The organism is Janthinobacterium leeuwenhoeki, assembly GCF_051380795.1.
Classification (GTDB): domain Bacteria; phylum Pseudomonadota; class Gammaproteobacteria; order Burkholderiales; family Burkholderiaceae_D; genus Janthinobacterium.
In genome coordinates this window covers 14,838-38,513 of the sequence record NZ_JBNYXT010000040.1, presented here as the reverse complement: position 1 = coordinate 38,513, position 23,676 = coordinate 14,838, and the positions used below count along the sequence as shown (strand labels likewise).

Annotated in this window: 18 protein-coding genes; 11 read left to right on the top strand and 7 right to left on the bottom strand. The window is 64.3% G+C overall.

All coding sequences use genetic code 11. From position 1 onward, the window contains the following. Positions 1 to 217: 217 nt before the first annotated feature. A complete protein-coding gene (locus ACQ4WS_RS22520) occupies positions 218 to 643 on the top strand; it encodes a Fur family transcriptional regulator (RefSeq protein ID WP_436479238.1) in 426 nt (141 codons plus the stop codon). Positions 644 to 817: 174 nt separating this feature from the next. Here the strand turns inward: ACQ4WS_RS22520 and ACQ4WS_RS22515 are convergent, their stop codons facing one another. Together ACQ4WS_RS22515 and zigA are read right to left on the bottom strand one after the other, a co-directional pair. After that, complete coding sequence (locus ACQ4WS_RS22515) at positions 818 to 1,840, bottom strand: CobW family GTP-binding protein (RefSeq protein ID WP_436479237.1); 1,023 nt, start codon at positions 1,838 to 1,840, stop codon at positions 818 to 820. Between the two features lie 19 nt (positions 1,841 to 1,859). Further along, positions 1,860 to 3,086: a zinc metallochaperone GTPase ZigA gene (zigA, locus tag ACQ4WS_RS22510; protein WP_436479236.1), complete on the bottom strand. Its 1,227-nt coding sequence runs from the start codon at positions 3,084 to 3,086 to the stop codon at positions 1,860 to 1,862. A 148-nt stretch (positions 3,087 to 3,234) separates the two neighbouring features. Here zigA and ACQ4WS_RS22505 point away from each other — a divergent pair, with 148 nt between their 5' ends. The 4 genes from ACQ4WS_RS22505 (at position 3,235) to ACQ4WS_RS22490 (ending at position 8,780) form a co-directional block, all read left to right on the top strand. After that, positions 3,235 to 3,891 (top strand): ABC transporter ATP-binding protein, encoded by a 657-nt coding sequence (locus tag ACQ4WS_RS22505; protein ID WP_436479235.1) that lies wholly within the window; start codon positions 3,235 to 3,237, stop codon positions 3,889 to 3,891. Between the two features lie 304 nt (positions 3,892 to 4,195). After that, positions 4,196 to 6,298 (top strand): bifunctional 2',3'-cyclic-nucleotide 2'-phosphodiesterase/3'-nucleotidase, encoded by a 2,103-nt coding sequence (locus ACQ4WS_RS22500; RefSeq protein WP_436479234.1) that lies wholly within the window; start codon positions 4,196 to 4,198, stop codon positions 6,296 to 6,298. Positions 6,299 to 6,354: 56 nt separating this feature from the next. Continuing rightward, positions 6,355 to 7,047 carry a tetratricopeptide repeat protein gene (locus ACQ4WS_RS22495; RefSeq protein WP_436479233.1) on the top strand — a complete coding sequence of 231 codons (693 nt, stop codon included), beginning with the start codon at positions 6,355 to 6,357 and terminating at the stop codon, positions 7,045 to 7,047. 296 nt (positions 7,048 to 7,343) lie between these two features. Continuing rightward, positions 7,344 to 8,780 carry a catalase gene (locus ACQ4WS_RS22490; protein WP_436479232.1) on the top strand — a complete coding sequence of 479 codons (1,437 nt, stop codon included), beginning with the start codon at positions 7,344 to 7,346 and terminating at the stop codon, positions 8,778 to 8,780. 89 nt (positions 8,781 to 8,869) lie between these two features. Here ACQ4WS_RS22490 and ACQ4WS_RS22485 read toward each other — a convergent pair whose 3' ends face one another. The 3 genes from ACQ4WS_RS22485 to ACQ4WS_RS22475 form a co-directional block, all read right to left on the bottom strand. Continuing rightward, the gene (locus ACQ4WS_RS22485) at positions 8,870 to 9,142 is read right to left on the bottom strand and encodes a hypothetical protein (protein ID WP_436479231.1); all 273 of its coding nucleotides are present in this window, start codon (positions 9,140 to 9,142) and stop codon (positions 8,870 to 8,872) included. A 75-nt stretch (positions 9,143 to 9,217) separates the two neighbouring features. Next, entirely contained in the window at positions 9,218 to 10,390 is a 1,173-nt protein-coding gene (locus ACQ4WS_RS22480) for an SDR family oxidoreductase (RefSeq protein WP_436479245.1), read from the bottom strand. After that, positions 10,390 to 11,694 carry a nucleotide sugar dehydrogenase gene (locus ACQ4WS_RS22475; RefSeq protein ID WP_436479230.1) on the bottom strand — a complete coding sequence of 435 codons (1,305 nt, stop codon included), beginning with the start codon at positions 11,692 to 11,694 and terminating at the stop codon, positions 10,390 to 10,392. Before ACQ4WS_RS22475 ends, ACQ4WS_RS22480 begins: the two co-directional genes overlap by 1 nt. Positions 11,695 to 11,912: 218 nt before the next feature. Here ACQ4WS_RS22475 and prsT point away from each other — a divergent pair, with 218 nt between their 5' ends. Genes prsT through ACQ4WS_RS22460 form a run of 3 tightly spaced genes read left to right on the top strand, consistent with a single transcriptional unit; the run spans position 11,913 to position 17,941 of the window. Then, entirely contained in the window at positions 11,913 to 14,696 is a 2,784-nt protein-coding gene (gene prsT, locus ACQ4WS_RS22470) for an XrtA/PEP-CTERM system TPR-repeat protein PrsT (RefSeq protein WP_436479229.1), read from the top strand. 3 nt (positions 14,697 to 14,699) lie between these two features. Next, positions 14,700 to 17,180, top strand: a complete 2,481-nt coding sequence (locus ACQ4WS_RS22465) for a hypothetical protein (protein WP_436479228.1) — start codon at positions 14,700 to 14,702, stop codon at positions 17,178 to 17,180. Then, on the top strand, positions 17,177 to 17,941 hold the full coding sequence (locus tag ACQ4WS_RS22460; protein ID WP_436479227.1) for a S1 family peptidase: 765 nt from the start codon (positions 17,177 to 17,179) through the stop codon (positions 17,939 to 17,941). The genes ACQ4WS_RS22465 and ACQ4WS_RS22460 overlap by 4 nt, the downstream gene beginning before the upstream one ends. Position 17,942: 1 nt before the next feature. Here ACQ4WS_RS22460 and ACQ4WS_RS22455 read toward each other — a convergent pair whose 3' ends face one another. Further along, positions 17,943 to 18,689, bottom strand: a complete 747-nt coding sequence (locus tag ACQ4WS_RS22455) for an N-acyl amino acid synthase FeeM domain-containing protein (protein WP_436479226.1) — start codon at positions 18,687 to 18,689, stop codon at positions 17,943 to 17,945. Positions 18,690 to 18,889: 200 nt separating this feature from the next. Beyond that, the gene (locus ACQ4WS_RS22450) at positions 18,890 to 19,513 is read right to left on the bottom strand and encodes an XrtA/PEP-CTERM system exopolysaccharide export protein (protein ID WP_436479225.1); all 624 of its coding nucleotides are present in this window, start codon (positions 19,511 to 19,513) and stop codon (positions 18,890 to 18,892) included. Positions 19,514 to 19,755: 242 nt separating this feature from the next. Here ACQ4WS_RS22450 and ACQ4WS_RS22445 point away from each other — a divergent pair, with 242 nt between their 5' ends. The 3 genes from ACQ4WS_RS22445 to ACQ4WS_RS22435 are packed head-to-tail and all read left to right on the top strand — an operon-like array spanning position 19,756 to position 23,667. Beyond that, positions 19,756 to 21,285, top strand: coding sequence for an XrtA system polysaccharide chain length determinant (locus ACQ4WS_RS22445; protein WP_436479224.1), 1,530 nt, complete (start codon positions 19,756 to 19,758; stop codon positions 21,283 to 21,285). Positions 21,286 to 21,305: 20 nt separating this feature from the next. Next, positions 21,306 to 22,139: an XrtA-associated tyrosine autokinase gene (locus tag ACQ4WS_RS22440; protein WP_436479223.1), complete on the top strand. Its 834-nt coding sequence runs from the start codon at positions 21,306 to 21,308 to the stop codon at positions 22,137 to 22,139. Next, entirely contained in the window at positions 22,123 to 23,667 is a 1,545-nt protein-coding gene (locus ACQ4WS_RS22435; RefSeq protein ID WP_436479222.1) for a TIGR03016 family PEP-CTERM system-associated outer membrane protein, read from the top strand. Before ACQ4WS_RS22440 ends, ACQ4WS_RS22435 begins: the two co-directional genes overlap by 17 nt. The last annotated feature ends 9 nt before the right edge of the window (positions 23,668 to 23,676 follow it).

The window sequence follows — 23,676 nt, the reverse complement described above, 5'->3', positions numbered from 1 at the left end:
GGATTTCGCCACGGACCGCCAGCGCTAAGTGGGCAAGCCGCCGACCCGGCGCTTCAGCGCTTTCCCGACCCCGTCGATACGCTGGCCGGCCGCTATTGGACGTTCAAACCATGACGCCGTTCCATCCGGTGCGGCACGCATGCTAAGATATGGCCCAGAGGGTGGCAACGGGCACGGCGATGACGCCGCCAGCCTATCCCCCGCAAGCAGGCCTATCATGTTGACATCATCTTCTACACCGCAAGCCGAATCGCTGATCCGCAACACCAACGCCCGCGTCACCAAGACGCGCGTGAAGGTGCTCGACTTTTTAATGGCGCAAAGCCGTTCGCTGACCCACCATGAAATCCAGCAGGCGCTGTCGCAAGACAGCGATATCGATTCCGTCACCCTGTACCGGGTGCTGGAATGGCTGACGGAAAATGAGTTGGTGCACCGTATCGCGGGCGCCGACCAGGTGTGGCGCTTCAGCGCGGGCGCCGGCCACCAGGCGCACGAGCACGCGCATTTCCAGTGCACCAAATGCGCGAACATCACCTGCTTCAATGAAGTCAAGCTGCCACCGCCTGTGCTGTTGCCGGAAGGTTTCAGCGGCGGCGAAGTCGATTACCTGATCAAGGGGCTGTGCCCACGCTGCAAGTAAGGTAAGCATTGCTAGCTGCCTGATCAATAAAGCCACGCCCCCGTCTCAGGCATGCACGGCCGTCGAACGTAGCCGTCACGCCCATGCCCACGGCAAACACCAGGCCGGTCCGCAAGGCCGGCTGCATGCCGAGCAGAAAGATCCGCGCCAGGGCGGGCCAGCGCGCTTCCACGCTCATGCCGCCACCGCGACGGAGCTATCAGCCGTGGCCAGCCTGGTCACCGTAGTGACGCAGCGGTCCAGGCCCCGGATCAGCATATCCTGCGGCAAGTCGCGGCCGATGAAGATCATCTTGCTGGCGCGCGTTTCCTCGTCGCGCCACGGCGCGCCCAGCTCCGAGCCCATCAGCATGTGCACGCCCTGGAAGACGGCTCGGCATGGCAAGTCGGCAACATACAAAATGCCCTTGTAGCGCATTAGCTGGGTGCCGAACAGCTGCACCACGGCGTCAAGGAAATTTTCCACCTGTAGCAAATCGAGCGGCTGGGGCTGGTGGTAGACAAACGATTGCACGCCGTCGCCATGGCGGTGTCCCAGTTCCCCCAGGAAATCCGGCTCCAGCTCGACGATGGCGTTCAAATTGAAACCACGAATGTTCAGGATGTCGCGCAGGGGCACATTGCCAAAGCGCACTTTCTGTATGCTGGCGCGGCCGTTGATGGCGATCAATCGCTGGCGCAGCGTGGCCAGCTCGTCCTTGCTGACCAGATCCGTCTTCGACAGCAGGATGCGGTCGGCAAAGCCCACCTGCTCTTGCGCTTCCTTGTGCGCCGTCAATTGCTGCTGCGCGTGGCGCGCATCGACCACCGTCAAAATGGCGTCGAGCATGTAGCACTCGCTGATTGACGGTTCCGCAAAGAAGGTTTGCGCCACGGGGCCGGGTGCGGCCAGGCCCGTCGTTTCGATGATCACGTGGTCGAAGGCGATCGTCCCCGCTGCGCGTTTGGCGTGCAATTCGCCCAGGATGCGGATCAGGTCGCCGCGCACGCTGCAGCAGATGCAGCCATTGTTCATTTCCACGATCTGCTCGTCGCTGTCTTGCACCAGCAAGCCATGGTCGATGCTTTCGGCGGCAAATTCATTTTCAATCACGGCGATGCGCACGCCGTGATCGCCCTGCAATATACGCTTGAGCAAGGTGGTTTTCCCGCTGCCGAGAAAACCCGTGATGATGGTCACGGGGATCAGTTCTGTCATATTTCTTTCCTATCGATGGTTAGCCTTCCAGTTCTTCCATGCGCTGCCATTCGGGAAACGGGTCGGGCAGCTTGCGCCAGGCGGCCATGCCCTGGCGCGTCTCTGTATAGTTGAGTTGACATTTCTTTAAGTCCGCCTCGATGGCGGCCTGGTCCATGTCCTGGCCGATGAAGACGAGCTCCTGGTAGCGGTCGCCATAGGGCTCGCTCCAGCCCGCTTTGATTTCCGCCAGGGAGGCAGCGTCCGTCGGCCAGCGTTCCTTCGGCACGGACGCCCACCACAGGCCCACGGGTTCGATATTCATCAGCTTGCCCGCGCCGGACAGGCTGGCCACCCATTCGGGGCGGCTGGCCAGCCAGAAATAGCCCTTGCTGCGCACCACGCCCGGTATCGGCTGCGAAATATAGTCATGCAGACGCTGCGCGTGGAACGGCTCCTTCGCGCGGTAGACAAAGCTGCTGATGCCATACGTGTCCGTTTCCGGCGTGTGCGCGCCGGCCAATTCCTGGGCCCAGCCCGGCATGCTGGCCGCCTGCTCCAGGTCGAACAAGTTCGTGCCCAGGATGGCGTCCAGCGGTACGATAGACTGGTTGGTTTCGATGATGCGCGCGCCGGGATTGAGGGCTTTTACTATGGCCAGCACGCGCAGGCGCTCGGCCGCATCGACCATGTCGACCTTGTTGAGGACGATGACATTGGCAAACTCGATCTGTTCCGTCAGCAAGTTGGCCAGCTGGCGGTCGTCGCCCTCGCCCGCGATCTCGCCGCGCTGCTCCAAGCTGTCTTCGCTATGGAAATCGGCCAGCAAATTGGCACAGTCGACCACGGTGACCATGCAGTCGATGCGCGCCACGTCGTTCAGGCTGTCGCCGTGCTCGTCTTCAAAGTCGAAGGTGGCGGCCACGGGCATCGGCTCGCCCACGCCCGTCGATTCGATCAGCAGATAATCGAAGCGGTCCTCAAGGGCCAGGCGCCGCACTTCCAACAGTAAATCATCGCGCAGGGTGCAGCAGATGCAGCCGTTCGACATTTCCACGAGTTTTTCTTCCGTGCGCGACAGGGCCGCGCCAGCCGCCTCGGCGCTGTCCTTGACGAGCGAGGCATCGATATTGACGTCGCTCATGTCGTTGACGATGACGGCCACGCGCTTGCCTTCGCGGTTGCGCAGTATGTGGTTGAGCAAGGTGGTCTTGCCGGCGCCGAGAAAGCCGGACAGGACGGTGACGGGGAGTTTGCGCTGGGGCATGCTGGAAATCCTTCGGGATGGAGTCGATTGAGGGTGGGCAATAGGCGCCACATTTTAAATGCAAGTCTATTGCGTTTAAATTATAATGCAGCTCAGTTGCATTTGTGCGACAATCTTTGCCAGCCAGCCAGTTACCCGAAAGAACTTCATGCTCCACCTCGCCTCACTGACCTATGGCTATGACCCCGCCAGCCCCGTGCTCGATATCGCCGCCTTCCACTTGCCCGCCGGACGACACGCCCTGCTGCTGGGGCCGTCCGGCTCCGGCAAATCGACCTTGCTGCATTTGCTGGCCGGCATCCTCGTGCCCCAGGCTGGCCGACTCGACGTGGCGGGCACGTCCTTGCCCAGCCTCACGCCGCGCCAGCGCGACAGCTGGCGCGGCCGCGCCATCGGCTTGCTGCCCCACCAACTGGCGCTGGTACCCAGCTTGAACGTGCTCGATAATGTCTTGCTGCCGGCCTACGCCAGCGGCCAGCGGCCCGATCCGGCCCGCGCAGCCAGCCTGCTGGGCCAGCTGGGTCTGGCCAACAAGCTCGATGCCTACCCGCATGCCCTGAGCGGCGGTGAACGGCAACGGGCCGCCATCGCGCGCGCCGTCGTCATGCGCCCGCAACTGATCCTGGCCGACGAGCCGACGGACAATCTCGACGACGCCGCCTGCGCCGCCGTCGTCACCCTGATGGCCAGCCAGGCCATGCAAGTTGGCGCCTCGCTGGTGATTGCCAGCCATGACGCCAGGGTGCTGGCCGCCTTGCCGGATGCGCTCGTGCTGCGCTTGCCGCGCGCCATCGGGCCAGCATGAACGCGGCCACCCTGGCCTGGCGCGCCCTTCATCGGCATCGCCATCGACACGCGGGAGGCCGCGCAAGCGTACCTACGGCAGCACCCGGCCAGCTATCCCCAGGCCTTGGCGTCGCCTGCCTTTCTGCCTATCTTTGGCAATCAAATCAAGGACTTGCCGTACACAGTGATTCTAACTTCTCAACATCGGATACGCGCGCGGCCGCCTGCGCGCGCGCCTGAATCCATGCGCCTTGCAAGGCTGTCATCGCCGCGTCATATGGCGGCGTTACAGTCGCGTCCTTTGAATCTCTCCGAGGGCGGTAATGAAAACAAATAGGATCATGCTGGCGGCGCTGGCAAGTGCAGGTCTCGTCGCTTGCAACGGCAGTTCGAATACCCCGGCGGCGCCGGCCATTCCCGAAGGCACGACGGTCACGGTGGCCTTGCTGGAAACCACCGATATCCACTCGAACGTCCTCAGCTATAACTATTACGCGCTGGCCGAAGATACGAGCCTGGGCCTGGAGCGCACGTCGACCCTGATCCAGGCGGCGCGCGCGGAAAATCCGAACAATGTGCTGCTCGACGATGGCGACGTCATCCAGGGCACCTTGCTGGCCGATTTACAAGCCGTGGCCGCGCCCGTGCCCTGCTCCGGCACGCTGGCCGTGCACAAGGCCATGAATGCGCTGAAATACGATGCGGGCGGCATGGGCAACCATGAATTCAACTATGGCTTGCCTTACCTGAGCCAGATCACCAACACGGATTTCGGCATTCCCGGCGTGGCCAAGCCGACGGGCACATGCGGCGCGCCCGCCTTCCCTTCCGTGCTGAGCAATGTCGTCGGCGTGTCCAGCGGCAAGCCGATTTTCCAGCCCTACACCCTGCTGCCCCGCGATTTCGCGGCGACCGCGCCCGATGGCAGCAAGCTGACCGTGAAGATCAATGTCGGCGTGCTGAGCTTTGTGCCGCCGCAAATCCTCGAATGGGATCAAAAAGTGCTCGCTGGCAAAGTCAGCGTGACGGGCGTGCAGGAAGCGGCGAAGCAGTACGTGCCGGAATTGCGCAACAAAGGCGCCGACCTGGTCGTGGCCCTGTCGCACGGCGGCCTGGACACCAGCGCCTACAGCCCGAAGATGGAAAACGGCAGCTACCACCTGACAAGCACGGGCATCGACGCGCTGATGATCGGCCACTCGCACTTGATCTTCCCGAAAGGTAAGGAAGAAGGCGCGGCCGCGCTGGACGCCTCGTTTGCCGCCTTCCCGGCCAGCGCCAAGATCGACGCCGTCAACGGCTTCGTGAACGGCGTGCCCACCGTCATGGCGCAAAGCTGGGGCCGCCGCCTGGGCATCATCAAGCTGACGCTGGTGTACCAGGGCGGTAAATGGGTGGTGCAGCCGGCCAAGACGACGGTCGAATCGCGCGGCTTCAAGTACACGGATGGCAAGACCCTCGTGAAAGTCGACCCGGCCATCGCGCCGCTGGTGGCCACCGAGCATGCGGCCACCATCGCCTACGCCAAGCAGCCGCTGGGCATCAGCACGGATTTCGAGATGTCCGCCTATTTTGCGCTGGTGGGCGACGTGAGCGCCATCCAGCTGGTGAATCAGGCGCAGCTCGATTATGTAAAAAACTTCATTGCCACCAGCACGGATGCCACCTTGTCGAGCTACAAGAACATCCCCGTCATTTCCTGCAGCGCGCCATTCAAGGCGGGCCGCAACGGACCATCCGACTTCACGGACGTGGCGGCGGGCGCTTCCCCGGCCGCGCCGGTTGGCTTGCAAGTGCGCAATCCGGGTGACCTGTATTTGTATAGCAATAACAACCTGCAAGCCGTCAAAATCAAGGGATCGGACTTGAAGGCGTGGCTGGAAACCTCAGCCAAGCAATTCAACCAGATCGACCCAAGCGCCACGGCCGAACAGGACCTGGTGCCATCGTATGGCACGATCTATAACTATGACGTGTTCTATGCGGAAAACAATGCCCTCACGTACCAGATCGACGTAACGAAAAAGCCGGGCAGCCGCATCGTCAACCTGACGTACAAAGGCGCACCCGTGGCCGATGGCGATGACTTCATCGTCGCCACCAACGACTACCGCGCCGGTGGCGGCGGCGCCGTGCCTGGCATCGATGGCAGCAAGACCATCATCAAGTCGCCCGACGCGAACCAGGCCGTGGTCAGCAATTACCTGGCGTCGCTCAGCACCAAGGGCGGTAAGGTGACGCTGGCGGCGAATGGCAGCGCGCGCAGCTGGAGCTTTGTCAAGACGGCCACGGTCGGCCCCGTAATCCTGCGCTCGGCGCCGGGGCACCTGGCGCTGGCGCAAGGCAGCGGCATCGTCAATGTGGCGGCCGAAGGCGGACTCGACGCCAGCGGCTTCGCCAAGTACCGCATCGACCTGAGCAAATAAGGTCCATGGGCCGGGACTGCTGCAGTTCCGGCCTGTTTTGATGAAAGCTGATCCAGATGAAACACGCACTCTCCCTCCCCGCTGTCGTGCTCGCTGGCGTCCTGGCCGCCTGCCAGGCGTCGCCACCGCCCACGCCGGCGGAAATCGAAGCTGTCGCCATGCATGCGCGCCAGACGGGTGACCACCAGGCCGAACGCCGTGTGCGCAGCTGGGCCAGCAAGGACATGCCCGTCGCCGAGCGCGAACTGGCGCTGATCTACCAGCCCCGGCCCGAGCGCCGCGCCGAGGCCCTGGCCCTGTTCGAACAGGCGGCCCGCGCCGGTGACACGGAAGCGGCCTTCGAGCTGGGCCAGATGCTGCGCGCGGCCACGCCGGCCCAGGCCTGGCTGTGGTACCGGCAAGCGGCGCAGCAAGGCCATGCGAAGGCGGCATTGATGCTGGGCTTGCTGGCGGCGAATGGCGAAGGCGTGCCGAAAGACCCCGTGATCGCCGCGCGCTGGCTGGACAAGTCTAGCGAACTGGGCAATCCACACGCCATGTTCCTGCTGTACAACGCCTACCGCGAAGGGCGTGGCGTGCCGCGCGACCTGGCCAAGGGCCATGCACTGCTGGAAGAAGCGGCCCACCACGAATACCCGCCCGCCATCCAGGAACTGGCCATGACGGTGCAGGCCGACGACGCCCTGCGCGCCGGTCACCTGATGAAGGAGGCGACGGAGCACCGGCACAATAACTGGAACAAGTTTTAAAAACTGGGTTTTATAACCTGGACAAAAGGCCAGTGGCGCGATCGAAGCCAGCCTTTATATACTTGCAACTTGCAAGCGTGTGTGGCCGGCAGTGACTCAGCAGTTATGATACAAGCGCACCACCTGAGCTTGCGCAGGCGGTGTGGCCTGCTGTCCTGCAGGAAAAGGTTTACACTGGTTTGCATTTTAGAAATTTTACTCTGGACCAGCCCCGGTGAGTGTTCATTCAACCCAGCCAGTGTTTGAGTAGCGCCGGTGCGTCCATTGCTCTGCCTAGCCATGAAAGAAAGAGTCCAATGAAAAAGCTGACCACCGCCTTTGGCGCGCCTGTCGTCGACAACCAGAACATCCAGACGGCCGGCCCCCGTGGCCCCGCCCTGCTGCAAGATGTGTGGTTCCTGGAAAAGCTGGCCCACTTCGACCGCGAAGTCATTCCCGAACGCCGCATGCATGCCAAGGGTTCCGGCGCGCACGGCACGTTTACCGTCACGCACGACATCACGCGCTACACGCGGGCGAAAATCTTTGGCGCAGTCGGCAAGCAAACGCCGATGTTTGCGCGCTTTTCCACGGTAGCCGGCGAGCGGGGTGCGGCGGATGCGGAACGCGATATCCGCGGCTTCGCCCTGAAGTTTTATACGGAAGAAGGCAACTGGGACTTGGTCGGCAACAATACGCCCGTGTTTTTCATGCGCGACCCATTGAAATTTCCCGATTTGAATCACGCCATCAAGCGCGATCCGCGCACCGGCTTGCGCAGCGCCAACAGCAACTGGGACTTCTGGACCTCGCTGCCCGAAGCGCTGCACCAGGTGACGGTGGTGATGAGCGACCGGGGCTTGCCGCGCAGTTTTCGCCATATGCACGGCTTCGGCAGCCACACTTTCAGCTTCCTGAATGCGCAAAACGAACGTTTCTGGGTCAAGTTCACGTTCAAGACCCAGCAAGGGATTCAAAACCTGACGGATGCCGAAGCCGAGGCGCTGGTGGGCAAGGACCGCGAAAGCTCGCACCGCGACCTGTACGAGAGCATCGAAAACAAGGATTTCCCCCGCTGGACCCTGTACGTGCAGATCATGCCGGAAAAAGAGGCAGGCACGTATCACCTCAACCCCTTCGACCTGTCGAAAGTGTGGCCGCACGGCGACTATCCGTTGATCGAAGTGGGCGTGCTGGAACTGAACCGCAATGCGGACAACCACTTTGCCGAAGTGGAGCAAGCGGCCTTCAACCCGGCCAACGTGGTGCCCGGCATCAGCTTTTCACCGGACAAGATGCTGCAAGGCCGCTTGTTTTCGTATGGCGACGCGCAGCGCTACCGCCTCGGTGTCAACCACAGCCATATCCCTGTCAACGCGCCGAAGTGCCCGTTCCACAGCTACCACCGCGACGGCCAGATGCGCGTCGACGGTAACCAGGGGGGGACTTTGGGCTATGAACCGAACAGCGAGCAGGAGTGGGCCGAGCAGCCTGATTTCCGCGAGCCGCCGCTCAGCATCGAAGGCGCGGCCGACCACTGGAACCACCGCGTCGACGAGGATTACTATTCGCAGCCGCGCGCCCTGTTCCGCCTGATGACGCCGGCACAGCAGCAAGCCTTGTTCGACAACACGGCGCGCGCCATCTCGGGCGCCTCGGAACAAGTCAAGCAACGCCACATCGGCAACTGCACCCTGTGCGACCCCGCCTATGGCGCGGGCGTGGCTGAAGCAATCGGCCGCCTGAGCAAATAAGGCGGGTGGATAGACGACGCGGAAGGCCTGGCAACAGGTCTTCCGCTGCAGCTATCCGCAGCACGGCGGCCGATGCCAGGCCCGCTTGCCTACCTGCGCTGGATATCGACCTGGCCCGTCATGCTCGTTTCCACCGGATAACCATCGACCTGCAGCGGCACGCGCCGCTTGACGGACGCATCATGCAGATACACGACGAGGGCTTCGCTGCCGCTGGCGATCTGCCCCAGGCTGACGCCTTCAACCCCATTGATCGCCATCAGGGCCCGCTCGTGGCGCCGCTTTGCCGCTTCCAGGCGGCCGGGAGGCGGGGCGGCATGAGCGACCTCGTCCGGCACATACGCGCAGCCGTGAAGGCGCACAAGTCCGAACTAATCTCCACGCCTGAGCTGATCGCAGGCTACTCGTGCCAAGCTCCTGCGCAACTGATGCGCACCTCAGGGCATATTCGCCTGCGCCACATACCAGGCGATGGTGTGCCGCAAGCCTTGCGCCAGGTCGTGCGTAGGCACGTAGCCCAGCAGGCTGGCTGCCTTGGCGATGTCCGCCTGCGAATGACGCACGTCGCCGGCGCGAAACTCGCCGTATTGCGGCGCCTGCTGCACGTGCTGCGGGCAGACGGCCAGCAGCATCTGCTGCATGCTGGCGTGCAACTGCGTCAGGCTGGTGCGGGCGTTGACGGCCACGTTATAAACCTGGTTCACGGCCGCCGGGTCGTTACTGGTGGCGGCGAGGATATTGGCTTGCACGGCATTGTGCACGAAGCAGAAGTCGCGGCTGGTGGCGCCATCGCCATGGATGGACACGGCCTGATTGTCCAGCATGGCGACGATCCAGCGGGGAATGACGGCCGCGTAGGCGCCCAGCGGATCCTGGCGCGGGCCGAAGACATTGAAGTAGCGCAGGCCCACCGTCTGCATGGCGTAGCAGCGCGCGTACACCTGCGCATACAGTTCATTGACATATTTGCTCAAGGCATACGGCGACAGGGGCGCGCCGATATGCTGTTCCACTTTCGGCAAGGCCGGATGGTCGCCATACGTGGCGCTGGAGGCCGCATACACGAAGCGCTTTACGCCCGCCTCGCGGGCCGCGGCCAGCATATTCAGGAAACCGCTGACATTGACGGCATGGCATAGCAGCGGGTCTTCCAGCGAACGCGAGACGGAACCGAGCGCCGCCTGGTGCAGCACATAATCGACGGCGACGGGGCCACCGGGATCAACCCGGACGCGCTCGGCCAAGCCGCCGCCGATGCAGGCCGCCGGTATCTGCCTGCCGCACGCGCGCGCGCACGCTTGCGGGTCGCGGATATCGCCTTCGATAAAGGTGAAGCGCCGCCACGCCTGTTCGCCCACGCTGGCGCGCACCAGTTTCAGGTTATGCCGGTGGCCCGTCAGAAAACTGTCCAGGCCGCGCACTTCCTGGCCCAGGTTCAGCAAGGTTTCCAGCAGATGCGAACCGATGAAGCCGGCCACGCCCGTCACCAGCCAGCGCCGCGGTTCGCTGAGCAGCTGTGCGCAGGCTTGCGCGTAGGCGCTGGCAGCCGGACTGCCAGCGGCGGCGCCTTGCGTCGTGTTTGCTGGCGCCCCGAAGGCATCGGCCACCATCACAGCCGCCACACGTGCAGGCCGCCATCCTCCAGGGGCCGGGGGTCGAAATGCGATTTGATGTCGATGAAGCAGCCGTTTTCCAGCACCTTGGCCTGGAAGTCGGCCAGCGGACGGGCCAGCAAGGCCTGATGCGAGACGGCGCTGATGATGGCCTCGGCCTGCGGCAGCTGCTCCCAGCTTTCCAAGTTCAAACCGTATTCTTCCAGCGCTTCGCGGCCATCGGCGACGGGGTCGTGCACGTGCACCTGCACGCCATACGATTGCAGTTCATGGATCATGTCGACCACTTTCGAGTTGCGCAGATCCGGACAATTTTCCTTGAAGGTCAGGCCCAGCACGTTCACGTGCGCCCCTTTCAATTTGAAGCCGGCGCGCACCATTTCCTTGATGGTTTTTTCCGCCACGAACTTGGCCATGCCGTCGTTGATGCGGCGCCCGGCCAGGATCACGTGCGGGTGGTAGCCCAGCATTTCCGCCTTGTGCGTCAGATAGTATGGGTCGACGCCGATGCAGTGGCCGCCCACCAGTCCGGGCCGGAACGGCAGGAAGTTCCATTTCGTGCCCGCCGCCTGCAGCACTTCCAGGGTGTCGATGCCGATGCGATCGAAGATGATGGCCAGCTCGTTCATCAGCGCGATGTTCAGGTCGCGCTGCGTGTTTTCGATCACCTTCGCCGCTTCGGCCACGCGAATGCTCGAGGCCCGGTGCACGCCGGCCTCGACCACGCCTTCGTACAGCGCGGCCACCTTCTCCAGCGTGGCGTCGTCGTCGCCCGAGACCACCTTGCGGATGCTGTGCAGGGTGTGATCCCTGTCGCCGGGGTTGATGCGTTCGGGTGAAAAGCCCACATGAAAGTCTTCTTTCCAGCGCAGGCCCGAATGCTGCTCCAGGATGGGGATGCAGATTTCTTCGGTGGCGCCCGGATACACGGTCGATTCGTAAATGACGATGGCGCCGCGCCGCATGTGGCGCCCGACGGCCGCGCTGGCGCCTGCTAGCGCCGAGAAATCGGGATTGTGCGCGCTGTCGACGGGCGTGGGCACGGCCACGACGATGAAATCGGCCAGTTCCAGCTCGGCCGGATCGCAGCCGACGCTCAGCCATTGCGCCGCCAGCAACTGTTCATGGCTGACTTCGCCCGTCGGATCGATGTGGCGCCGGTAGCTTTCCACCTTGCGTGCCGACAAGTCAAAGCCGAGCGTGCGCTGGCGCATGCCAAACGCCACGGCCAGCTGCAAGCCCACATAACCGAGCCCCACCACCGCCACCACGCCCGCTTTGCTATTCACATTGCTGTCCATATGCATCGCTCCGAAGGGTTGCGGCCTGCGCATCGCCGTCCGGGAAATTCTACGGTTGCCGATGCGGCCATTCTTGAGCGGGAACAAGAAACACGGGCCGGCGGCCAGCATGTGCGCGGACAATCGGCGTCTTGTTGAGCGCAATCAAGGAGACCGGCGGCCATCTTTTTAAGCTAAGCCATGCTGATCGTTCATGCACGCCGCTACCGGAGACTTCCATGGCCCGTTCCCTACCCCGCCCTTTCCCTGGCCTGCCGGCCGCCGCGCTGTGCTACATCCTGCTGCTGCCCCTGCTGACGGCTTGCCACGGCACGCAGAGCAGTGCATCCCTGCTGGCCGACGCGCAACAGTACCGCCAGAAAGGCGAAGCGCGGGCCGCCATCATCCAGTTGAAGAACCTACTGCAAAAGGAGCCGGACAACGCGGCCGCGCGCTTGCTGCTGGGCAGCATCTATATCGACACGGGTGAAGCGCTATCGGCCGAGAAAGAACTGCGCAGGGCAAAGTCGCTGGGCCTGGCAGCGCAACAAGTGATGCCACTGCTGGGCAAGGCCTGGCTGATGCTGGGCCAGTTCGACAAGGTGCTGGCCGAGATCGCCGACGATGCTGCGCAGCCCGCCAGCGTGCTGGCCCTGCGGGGCGACGCCTTGCTGGCTCTGGGTCGCCGGGACGAGGCGCGCACCCTGTACGCGCGCCTGCTCGAAGCCCATCCTGACCAGGTCGAAGCCTTGCTGGGCCTGGCGCGCTTGGCGGCGCTGGAACAGCAAGTGTCTGCAGCCGAGCTGTTGCTGGCGCAAGCCTTGAAAAGTGCGCCCGCCAACTTCGACGCCTTGCGCCTGCAGGGCGACCTGCTGCGCCTGCAAGGCAAGAACGGCGCGGCGCGGCTCGCCTACATGCAGATCCTCAAGATCAAACCGGACAATACCCAGGCGCATATCGACCTGGCCAACCTCGATATCGTGGAAAACCGCTATCTGGAAGCGGCGGCCCAGTTGGCCACGGCGCGCAAGACTGCGCCCAACAGCCTGGGCTTGCTGCAGACCCAGGCGCTGCTCGATTTTCGCCAGGGAAAAAACAAGGCGGCCTTGCAAGCCTTGCAACTGGTGCTCAAGGCGGCGCCCGAGCACATGCCGTCCATCCTGCTGGCCGGCGCCGTGCAACTGGCGCTCGGCTCGCCGCCGCAGGCGGAAAACTACCTGCGGCGCTTCCTGGCCGTGTATCCGCGGCATCTGTATGCCGGCAAGATGATGGCCTCGATTGAATTGATGCGCGGCAAGACCGACGCGGCCATCGGCATGCTGCAAGCGATGCTGGCCGCCTTCCCCGACGACGTGGAATTGCTGTCCCTGGCCGGCGAAGCCCACTTGCGCGCGCGCCAGTACGACAAGGCGACACAGTATTTCGAACAGGCCAGCAGCCTGGCGCCGGACACGGCCAGGCTGCACACGGCGCTGGGCATCAGCCGCCTGGGCATGGGCGAGAACAGCCGCGCCATCGATGAACTGGAGCGCGCCAGCATGCTAGACAAGAGCACGCCGCAGGCGGGCACCATGCTGGTGATGACCTTGCTGCGCAACCAGCAGAATGACAAGGCCCTGGCCAGCGTCAAGATGATGGAGCAACAGCAGAAAGGCACGAATCCCTTGCTGCTGAACCTGAAAGGCGGCGTCTACCTGGCCTTGCGCGACTTGCCCGCCGCGCGCGCCAGCTTCGAACAAGCCCTGGGCATGGACCCGGTTTACCTGCCCGCCTTGAACAATCTGGCGCAGATCGACCTGGCCGAGAAAAAGCCGGAACAGGCGAAACAGCGCTTCGAGCGCGCGCTGGCGAAAGCGCCGAAAAATGCCGACCTGTGCGCGGCGCTGGCCAAGCTGGCCGCGTCGCAGGGCAAGACGGACGAGGCGCGGCGCTGGCTCGAACGGGCCCACCGCGACCATCCCGACGCCGTCGCGCCGGCCTTGCTGCTGAGCAACTTTTACCTGAAGACGGGTGCACCCGACAAGGCGCTGGAACTGGCGCGCACCCTGCAGACGGGCCATCCGGGCGACGCCGATGCGCTGGCCCTGCGCGCCCAGGTGGAGTACAGCGCCGGCCAGGCGCCGGCCGCGCTCGACAGCTACAGCAAGCTGGCCAGCCTGCAAACCACGTCCGCGCCCTTGCAGATGCGCATCGCCAGCCTGCACCTGGCGCTGGGTGAGCATCATCAAGCGCTGCAAGCCGTCAAGCGGGCGCAAGCGCTTGACTCGGCCCTGCTCGAAGCGCGCGTGGTGGAAGTGGCCATGCTGCTGAGCCTGAACCGCCAGCGCGAGGCGCTGGCCGTGGCGCGCCAGGTGCAGGAACAGCAGCCCAAGCTGGCCGCCGGCTACAAGCTCGAGGGCGACGTGCTGATGGAGCAAAAACTGCCGCAGCAAGCCGTCAAGCTGTACCAGCACGCCTTCGGCATCAGCCCCATCGGCCCGTTGCAGGTGCAACTGTACCGTGCCTTGCAGGCGTCGGGACAGGAGCGCGAAGCCGAGGCGCGCATGGCCGCCTGGCTGAAAGAGCATCCGGAAGACGTGCCGACACGCACCTATCTGGCAGGCACCCGGCTGGCAGCCAAGCAATACCGCGCCGCCATCGAGCATTTCCAGTATGTCGTCGCCAAGGATGCGGGTAATGTGGTGGCACTGAACGACCTGGCCTGGGCGTATCAGCAGGAAAAAGATCCGCGCGCGCTGACCACGGCCGAGCAGGCGCTGAAGCTGGCGCCCGATAATCCCGCCGTGCTCGACACCCTGGGCTGGATCGTGCTGGAGCAAGGCGAGGTCCAGCGCGCTACGGCCCTGCTGCGCAAGGCGGCGGGCCTGGCGCCGAAGTCGCCCGAGGTGCAGTACCACCTGGGCGCGGCGCTGGCGAAATCGGGCGACAAGGGCGGCGCGCGCAAGCAACTGGAACAACTGCTGGCCGCCAACCAGGACTTTCCGCAGCGGGCCGCAGCGCAGGCCTTGTTGACCCAGCTGTAGGTCATGGTTGTGCAAGCGGCCATGCCCGGCCTGGCGGCGCGGCCACTGGCCCTGATGGCGGGCGCGGCCTGCGTGCTGGCCTTGCGCCATTATCCGCTGGGCCACGCTTGGCCCGGCCTGCTGTTTGCCGCCCTGCTGCCCGCGTATTTCCTGCTGCTGTGCTGGCGTCCCGCCTGCTGGCTGTTTTGCGTGCCCGCCCTGCTACCCGTGCTGGATCTGGCGCCGTGGACGGGCTGGTTCTTCCTCGAAGAAATCGACGTGCTGCTGTTGCTGACGGTGGCTTGCGGTTACTGGCGCCTGGGTGGGCCTGCCCAGCCGGCAGCGGCGCGGCTCTCGCCCGCCGCCCGCACCTGTTTGCTGCTGTGCAGCCTGGCCTGGCTGGCGGCGCTGCTGCGCGGCATCCTGCCGCTGCCGCCCCTCGACCTGAACGCCTGGGATAATTACCTGAGCCCCTACAACAGCTTGCGGCTGGGCAAAGCCTGGGCCTGGAGCATACTGCTGCTGCCGCTGCTGCTGCGCGACGCGGACCCTGCCGCCTTGCGCCGCTACGCGCTGCCGGGCATGCTGGCCGGGCTGGCCATGGTATCCCTGTTCGCGCTATGGGAACGGGCCGTGTTTCCCGGCCTGCTGAACCTGTCCAGCGACTATCGCATCACGGCGCCGTTTTCCGCCATGCACACGGGCGGCGCTGCGCTGGACGGCTACCTGGCCTTGAGCTTGCCCTTGGCGGGCCTGCTGCTGGCGCGCGCCAGCAGCCGCTGGCAGGCGGCGCTGGCCTTGCTGCTGCTGGCCCTGGGCCTGCACGCGGCGTTCAGCACTTTTTCGCGGGGCCTGTACGCGGCCCTGGCAGCGGCCATGCTGCTGGCATTGTGGCAAGCCCTGCGGACGACGCCCGGCACGGCACGGCAAGCGCCCGGCCGGCCGGCCGTGCGCCAACTATTGCTGAGGCTGCTGCTGGCCGGCCTGGGCACCGTCCTGCTCGCGACCATGTTCAGCCAGGCCGGCTACCGGGGCTTGCTCGCCGCCGTCGTCCTGCTCGCCGCCAGCTTCGTGCTGGCGGCGCGGCCCTTGCCGTGGCGCCGGGCACCAGCCAGCCTGCTGTGCGCGCTGTGCCTGCAAGGCTTGCTGGCCGCCTGGTGGCCTGAACCTGCCAGCCAGCAGACGGCCAGCTGGCTGAAAGGGCCGTATTTCCTATTCCTGCTGGCCGCAGCGCTGCTGGCGGGCGTGCTGTGGCCCAGTGGCGCCGGCGACAAAGGGCCAGCCAGGCTGGGCCTGGCGATGGTGGCATGGACCATGCTGGCATGCAATCTCGCCTGGATAGGCTGGCACTGGGCGGGACCGCCAGCCCTGCTGCCGGCCGGCCTGGTCGTGCTGCTGGCCATGCTGATGCTATGCAACGGACGCTTGCGTTCACCGCTGTGGCGGCTGGATCGCGCCAGCCTGAGCATCGTGGGCGCGGCCGGCATCCTGTTGCTGCTGGCCATCCCCGTCTCGGCCAGCTATTACGCCACCGAACGCTTCGCCACCACCGCCTTCGACATGCAAGGCCGCTTGCGCCATTGGCGGCAGGTGCTGGCCATGCAGCCGTCCGACTGGGGGACCCGCCTGTTCGGCATGGGCATCGGCAGCTTTCCCGCCACCTATTACTGGCACAATCCCCAGCGCGAAGTGCCGGCCAGCATCGCGTATGCCGAGGAAGGGGGAAGCCCGGGCAAGCCGGGTAACCGCTATGTGCGCCTGGCCAGTCCCGGCTACAGCGCCGGCTATGGCGAACTGCTGCGGCTGCTGCAACGCCTGCCCGTGCGACCGGCCACGCGCTACACCCTGGCGCTCGACGCGCGTAGAAGCGGCCCCATGCCCGTGCTGCTGGTGCGCCTGTGCCAGCGGCAATTACTGTATGCACAAAGCTGCGTGCATGTCCCGCTGCGCCTGCGCCCTGCGCCGCCTGGCAGTCCGGTGGCGCCCTGGCAACACTATGAAGTGCCGTTCGACAGCGCCTGGCTGGGCGCGGGCGCCTGGTTGCTGCGTCCGCCCGTGCAGCTGGAACTGGCGGCCAGCGGCACGGCCACCTCGTCCGTGCTCGAAGTCGACAATCTGAGCCTGCGCGCGCCCGATGGCGAGGAATTGATCGCCAACGGACGCTTTACACAAGCCAACAATTACTGGTTTTTCAGCAGCGACCATCATCACTTGCCGTGGCATATCAAGAGCATGGCGCTGCAACTGCTGGTGGAAACGGGCTGCTGCGGCGCACTATCCATGCTGGCCCTGCTGGCCGTGGCCGGCCTGCGCCTGCTGCGCCGCGCCGCGCGGGGCGACACAGCCGCGCTGGCCTGCGCCGCCGCCCTGCTGGGTTTTCTCGTCGTCGGCCTGTTCGACAGCCTGCTCGACGTGCCGCGCATCGCCCTGCTGTGCTACCTGATGCTGCTGTGCGCGCTGCTGCAGCCCCCGCCACCTCCTGACGTTGAAAGCGCGCCGCCATGAAAGTCTTGCCCTTCGCCCTCTTCGTCTGCCTGGCCCTGGCCAGCGCGCCGTGCCGCGCCGATGCGCCGCTGACGCACACCATCGCGCGCGTGAAACCGTCCATCGTGGGCGTGGGCAGCCTGCAAAAGACGCGCACGCCGCCCATGAATTTCATCGGCACGGGTTTCGTGACGGGCGACGGCTTGAGCGTGCTGACCTGCGCCCATGTGATCCAGAAACTGCTCGACGCCAACCCGAACGAAGTCATCGGCATACTCACGGGCCAGGGCGAGGTGGCGCAATTTCGCCCCGCCAAAGTCCAGGCGCTGGACACGGAACACGACCTGGCCTTGCTGCGCCTGGAGGGCGCGCCCCTGCCCGCCCTGGCGCTGGGCGACGCGGCCACGGTGCGCGAAGGCCAGGCCATGGCCTTTACGGGGTTTCCGCTAGGCACCTTGCTGGGTTTGCGCCACGTGACGCACCGCGCCACCGTGTCATCGCTGACGCCGGTGGTGCTGCCCAGCGAAAACGCACAGCGTCTCGACGTGCGGCGCCTGGCGCAACTGCAAAAGGCGCCGTACACCGTGTTCCAGCTGGACGCGACGGCATTTCCCGGCAGCAGCGGCAGCCCCCTGTTCGACCCCGAGACCGGTCTCGTCTACGGCATCGTCAACATGGTGTATGTCAAAGGCCTCAAAGAAGCGGCCGTCAGCGCACCGAGCGGCATCACCTATGCGATTCCGGGCAAGCACATACAGGCGATCTTGCTGAAAAATAAATGAGTCAGTTGCGCCCCTGCCGCAGCCGGTCGGTAATGCCTGGCTCATCCCATGTCGGAAAAAAATAGGGGTAAAACGACCGTTCCCCCCCATGCTGCTCCATCAGGCCACCATATCTGCGGATCTGGGCCCCCATGTCATCGAGGTCCAGCCGCAGCAGCACGGCCGGCGCTCCCACGCGGGTGCACTCGCGCTCGCCGCCGAAGTCCCGGAAACCCAGCATGCGCTTGTAAAACACCACGTGACGCGGATTGACTTCGATCACGTAATCCGTAAAGCCATGAATATTATGGGCATAGATATAAGAAATATGAATCAGCGCCGCAAACACGCGCTTGCTCACGCCCTTGTCGATGGCCAGGCGCGACGGTTCGCACAGGCGCCGGCCCTGCTCACGCAGGACGTCGAGCTTGTCGCGGAAATTTTCATCGGCGGGCAAGCCCGTCTCGTCATTGTCCAGGCACAGGGTCATGGTGCCGACGGTGCTGCCCGCCGTTTCCGCAAACAGGGTGATTTTATTGAGCGCATGCGCAATGCCGGGATCGACGGCATAGCCGCGCCAGCCGTACATCTTGCGGATCAGCAAACTGGCCGCTTCGCGCCGGCCACGCGAATTGGCCATGCGGATATGAAAGCGCTGCAGGTCCAGTTCGTGCTCCATGGCCGGGTCGATCCGCCCCTCGCCCACCACCAGGTCGCTGAAGCTGCCTGGCGTGTCGAAGGAAATAATGGGTTCATCTTGAAAGCTCATCTTGTCCTCACGTTCATCGGCCGCCGTCGAGACGGACTGAAGCCAATGCCTTGTGACAAGAAAAAATCTGAAGAAGTTCCCGCGCCAGGCAAAAAAAACAGAAGAAATGCGCTATTCAATAGCAAAATCACACGCTTAAATTTACAGAAAAGTACAAGATGACAAATATAAGTGCTTTTTTGATATTGCCGAGATCGCTGTTAAAAGAAGCTCTCCGGTATCAGCAGCACGTCGCCCGGACGCATCATGACGTTGGCGGAGATATCGCCTTCTTTCAATAAGTCGTCAAGCCGGACGCGCAGCTGCTGCTGGCTGCCTTCGCGCATGCGGATGATGCTGGCCTTGTTGCCGGCCGCAAAATCGGTGATGCCGCCCACGGCGATGAGCACGTCCATCAGCGACATGCCCAGCCGGTACGGCAGCGCCTGCGGCTTGGCCGCCTCGCCGATGACGCGGATCTGCTCGCCATACGGGCCAGAGAAATTGGTGACGATGACCGTCACCACGGGCTGCTGGATGAACTTGCTCAAGGCTTGCTCGATGTCGCGCGCCAGCTGCGTCGAGGTCTTGCCGCTGGCGGGCAAATCCTCGACCAGCGGCGTGGTGATCTTGCCGTCCGGCCGCACAGCCACCGTCAGCGACACTTCCGGGTTGCGCCAGACGATGATGTTGACGGAGTCGCCCGGACCGATCAGGTAATCGTGCATGGGCGCGCTGTCATCGGCCGGTGCCAGCGGATAGGCCGTGCGGCAGGCGCCCAGCAGGCTGGCGGCGCCCGCCAGGACCAGCGTGTTGCATAGAAATGCACGGCGAAACGGATTCATGCAAAGCCTCTTCGAGTCGATGGCGCATCCATGGCCGGCCCCGCAGAACCGGCCTGGGCCGCGAACTTCCTATGATTATTAAAACCTGGCGAGAGAACCTTGAGGCGTATCAAGAAGCAATCATCTTGGGAAATCTTGCCTCACAGCCGCCCTATACTTTGCTTACTCGACAGACAAGCATTTCTTGCAAGAGCCGTCGCCAGCTCATCTATCGTCCAGCACCGTTACCTGAAGGAAGCGACATGGAAGAATTGATACAGCAGCTACTTTCCAGCCTGAAAGGCATCTGGAAGTACCGCTGGCATGCGGTCGTGGTGGCGTGGCTGGTAGGCATCGTCGGCTTCATCAGGGTGATCACCCTGCCCGACGACTTCCAGACGTCGGCGCGCGTGTTTGTCGATACGCAAACCATCCTCAAGCCGCTGATGGCCGGCATGACCAGCGTGCCGAACACGGAACAGCAGGTGGCCATCATGAGCCGCACCCTGCTCAGCCGCCCGAATGTGGAGCGCGTCATGCGCATGGTCGACCTCGACCTGGACACGAAGACCGTGCGCGAGCACGAGGCCCGGCTGGATGAGCTGATGCGCCGCATCAAGATCACCGGCACCAACGCGTATGACATCTACACCATCAGCTACAGCGGGCGCGACCCGAAGCTGGTGCGCGACGTCGTGCAAAGCCTGCTGACCATCTTTGTCGAAGGCAGTTTCCAGGGCAAGAAAGGTGATACGCAGAAGGCGGTGCAATTCATTGACGAGCAGATCAAGAATTACGAGGACAAGCTGAGCGCGGCGGAAAACCTGGTGAAGGAATTCAAGATCCGCAACAACCTGCTGCTGCCGCGCCAGGGCATCGACTATGGCAGCCAGCTGCTGATGTCGTCCGATAGCCTGAACAATGCCAAGCTGGAACTGGTCGAGGCGGAACAAGCGCGCAAGGCCATCCTGAGCCAGATCGAGGGCGACGAGCCCGTGCTCGATTTGGAACCGAACGCGGCGGCCATCACGAATCCCGAACTCGACGAGCGCATCGCCTCGCTCAACAAAAACCTGGACAGCTTGCGCATGCAATTTACGGAATTGCATCCCGACATCATCGCCTCGAAGCGCCTGGTGGCCCAGCTGGAAGAACGCAAGATCGAGGAAAGCAAGCTGAAAACGGCGGCCGGCGACCCCGGCAAGAACTACAGCCCCATGCTGCAGCAACTGAAGGTGGCGCTGACGGACGCGGACGCCAAGGTGGCCGCCATCCGCGCCCGCGTGCAGGAATATACCGCGCGTAACGAGCGCCTGCTGGCGCAGAGCAATGCCGTGCCCGAGGTGGAATCGCAGCTGGCGCAGCTCAACCGCGACTACATCATCAACAAGGAAAACTATGAAAAGCTGATCGGCCGGCGCGAAGCGGCCAAGCTGTCGGGCGAGCTCAGTTCCACCACCGAGATGATGGCCTTCAAGATCATCGACCCGCCCACGGTGCAATATGCGCCCGTCGGCCCGAACCGCCCGCTGCTATTTTCCGCAGCGCTGGGCGCGGCCCTGGTGGCCGGCGCCGCCACGGCCCTCCTGATCAGCCAGGTGCGCCCCACCTTCCTCAGTCCTTCCGAACTGCGCGACGCGACGGGCTTGAACGTACTGGGCACGGTATCGATGAACTGGACGGCGCTGCAGCAAGTGCGCCGCCGCCGCGCCCGCTATGGCTTCGGCGCCTGCCTGGGCAGCCTGTTCGTGCTGTACGGCGGGGTCATGACGGCCGCGCTGCTGAAATTCTAGACCACGCCACGGGAGCGACGATGAGCAGCAAGAACAGCGGCATGCAGGAACCCTCCATCCTGGGCGTGGCCGAGGCCAGCGTGCCTTATGTTGCGCAGGGTGCGGATGGCGCGGCAGCGGCCCAGTCGCCCCGCTACCGCCCCCTGAACCTGGCCCGGCTGGCCGAGCAAGGCATGCTCACGCACGATGGCGGGCGCAGCTCGGTGGCCGAGGATTTCCGCATCATCAAACGCCCCCTGCTGCGCCAGGCGCGCGCCAGCGGCGCCGAGGCCATCCGCCACGGCAACCTGATCGTCGTCACCAGCGCCATGCCGGGCGAAGGCAAGACCTACTGCGCCATCAACCTGGCCATGAGCATCGCCATGGAAATGGATATCACGGTGCTGCTGGTCGATGCCGACGTGGCGCGTCCGTCCGTGCTGAAAGTGCTGGGCCTGCCGCCCGAGCCGGGGCTGATGGACGTGCTGCTCGACCCGCAACTGGCCATGGGGGACGTGATCCTGAAAACCAACGTGGCCAACCTGAGCATCCTGCCCGCCGGACGCAGCAACAAGCACGCGACGGAATTGCTGGCCAGCCGGGCCATGAGCCGGCTGCTGGCCGAAATCGCCAGCCGCTATGGCGACCGCATCGTCGTCTTCGACTCGCCTCCCCTGCTGATCACCAGCGAGGCGCATGCGCTGGTGGGACAGATGGGACAGGTGGTGATGGTGGTCGAGGCGGAAACGACGACCCAGCACGCCGTCAAGGAAGCGCTGCGCCAGATCGAGTCGTGCGAACACATACATTTGATCTACAACAAAACCAAATCGTTCCCCGGCAACGACTACTACGGCTATGGCTATTACGATTAGCCGCCGGGGGCCGCCGCCATCGCCGCTGCTGCCGTTGCTGCCGTTGCTATCCCTGCTGCTGCCCATGCCGGCCGGCGCCGTCGACTGGCTGGTGAAACCGTCGCTGCGCCAGCGTGTAAGCTATACGGACAATGCCTTGCGCGCGCCCGCCGGCCAGGCGCAATCGGACTTCATCACGGACATCGCGCCCGCCATCGCCCTCATCGGCACGGGCCCCCGCCTGCGCGTGCACCTCGATTACAGCTGGCACAAATACCTCTCGGGCCAGCGTGCCGATACGGATAAGCACGCACTGCATGCCTCGGCCGACGCCGAGCTGGTCAAGGACTGGTTCTTTATCGATGCCGATGCCAGCGTGAGCCGGCGCAACATCTCGCCGTTCGGCCCGCAACTGATAGCCGAGCTGCCCGGCACGGACAATGCCAGCAGCGTGCGCACCACCGGCATCAGCCCCTACCTGCGCCACCGTTTCCGCAGCCTGGCCACGGCCGAGCTGCGCTACACGCGCAATACGGTAGCCAGCGGCGGCGCACTGCTATCCGTGCACAGCGATGAAATGGAATTGCTGCTCAGCGGCGAGCCGCGCGGCAAGGGCTGGAGCTGGAACGCCAGCCACGACGTGCGCCGCACGCAGGATGGCAAGCTGGCCCCCGTGCGCATGCAGCGCAGCAGCGTGGGCCTGCGCTATCCCTTCAGCAGCCAATGGGCGGCCACGGCCAGCGGCGGCATGGAAAAGGAAGGTTATCTGTCGTCCACCGGCAAGGCGCCGGCGGGCCGCTTCTGGTCGCTGGGCGGCGTGTGGACGCCGTCGCCGCGCACCAGCGTGGCCTTCAGCGCGGCCAAGCGCTTCTTTGGCACCACCTACAGCCTGGATGCCACTTTCCTGCAGCGCCAGACCAACTGGCAACTCAACTACAGCGAAAACATCACCACCATGCTCACGCAGTTTTCGCGCCTGGGCGACCGCGACGCGGGCCGGCTGCTCGATCAATTGTGGCGCGGCATCTTTCCCAACGCGCGCGACCGGCGCCTGCGCATCAATGCCTTCCTGCGCTACGCCAACAGCCTGGGGCCGGAACGGGGCGCCATCAATTACTTCAGTCACCGCTATTTCCTGCAAAAGCAGCTGAAGCTGACGATGGCGCGCGCCACGGCGAAAAGCACGATCATCGCCGGCATGACGGCCGTCGACCGCACGGCGCAAACGGCCAGCGGCATCGACAGCGGCCTGCTGCCCGGCGTGGAGTTCGGCAGCGAAGAACGCACGCGCCAGATCGGCGCCAATCTGGGCTGGAGTTGGCAAGCCAGCTCGCGCACCAGCGTCAATGTCAATGCCGGCTACGCCAGCGTGCGCTCGCTGAGCGTGCCCCGGCGCGACAACAACATCACCTTGACGGGCGGTTATACCCGCATCCTGCAGCCGAACATGACGGCCAGCATCGACGTGCGGCATACGCGGCACGCCAGCAACCGCGGCGGCAGCTACCGCGAAAACGGCGTCAGCGCCACGCTCACCATGCAATTCTAAGGAGGCCGC

Coding starts and splice junctions, on each gene's coding strand:
- ACQ4WS_RS22520 (WP_436479238.1), top strand. CDS start 218: ATGTTGACATCATCTTCTACACCGCAAGCCGAATCGCTGATCCGCAAC.
- ACQ4WS_RS22515 (WP_436479237.1), bottom strand. CDS start 1,840: ATGACAGAACTGATCCCCGTGACCATCATCACGGGTTTTCTCGGCAGC.
- zigA (WP_436479236.1), bottom strand. CDS start 3,086: ATGCCCCAGCGCAAACTCCCCGTCACCGTCCTGTCCGGCTTTCTCGGC.
- ACQ4WS_RS22505 (WP_436479235.1), top strand. CDS start 3,235: ATGCTCCACCTCGCCTCACTGACCTATGGCTATGACCCCGCCAGCCCC.
- ACQ4WS_RS22500 (WP_436479234.1), top strand. CDS start 4,196: ATGAAAACAAATAGGATCATGCTGGCGGCGCTGGCAAGTGCAGGTCTC.
- ACQ4WS_RS22495 (WP_436479233.1), top strand. CDS start 6,355: ATGAAACACGCACTCTCCCTCCCCGCTGTCGTGCTCGCTGGCGTCCTG.
- ACQ4WS_RS22490 (WP_436479232.1), top strand. CDS start 7,344: ATGAAAAAGCTGACCACCGCCTTTGGCGCGCCTGTCGTCGACAACCAG.
- ACQ4WS_RS22480 (WP_436479245.1), bottom strand. CDS start 10,390: ATGGTGGCCGATGCCTTCGGGGCGCCAGCAAACACGACGCAAGGCGCC.
- ACQ4WS_RS22475 (WP_436479230.1), bottom strand. CDS start 11,694: ATGGACAGCAATGTGAATAGCAAAGCGGGCGTGGTGGCGGTGGTGGGG.
- prsT (WP_436479229.1), top strand. CDS start 11,913: ATGGCCCGTTCCCTACCCCGCCCTTTCCCTGGCCTGCCGGCCGCCGCG.
- ACQ4WS_RS22465 (WP_436479228.1), top strand. CDS start 14,700: ATGGTTGTGCAAGCGGCCATGCCCGGCCTGGCGGCGCGGCCACTGGCC.
- ACQ4WS_RS22460 (WP_436479227.1), top strand. CDS start 17,177: ATGAAAGTCTTGCCCTTCGCCCTCTTCGTCTGCCTGGCCCTGGCCAGC.
- ACQ4WS_RS22455 (WP_436479226.1), bottom strand. CDS start 18,689: ATGAGCTTTCAAGATGAACCCATTATTTCCTTCGACACGCCAGGCAGC.
- ACQ4WS_RS22450 (WP_436479225.1), bottom strand. CDS start 19,513: ATGAATCCGTTTCGCCGTGCATTTCTATGCAACACGCTGGTCCTGGCG.
- ACQ4WS_RS22445 (WP_436479224.1), top strand. CDS start 19,756: ATGGAAGAATTGATACAGCAGCTACTTTCCAGCCTGAAAGGCATCTGG.
- ACQ4WS_RS22440 (WP_436479223.1), top strand. CDS start 21,306: ATGAGCAGCAAGAACAGCGGCATGCAGGAACCCTCCATCCTGGGCGTG.
- ACQ4WS_RS22435 (WP_436479222.1), top strand. CDS start 22,123: ATGGCTATTACGATTAGCCGCCGGGGGCCGCCGCCATCGCCGCTGCTG.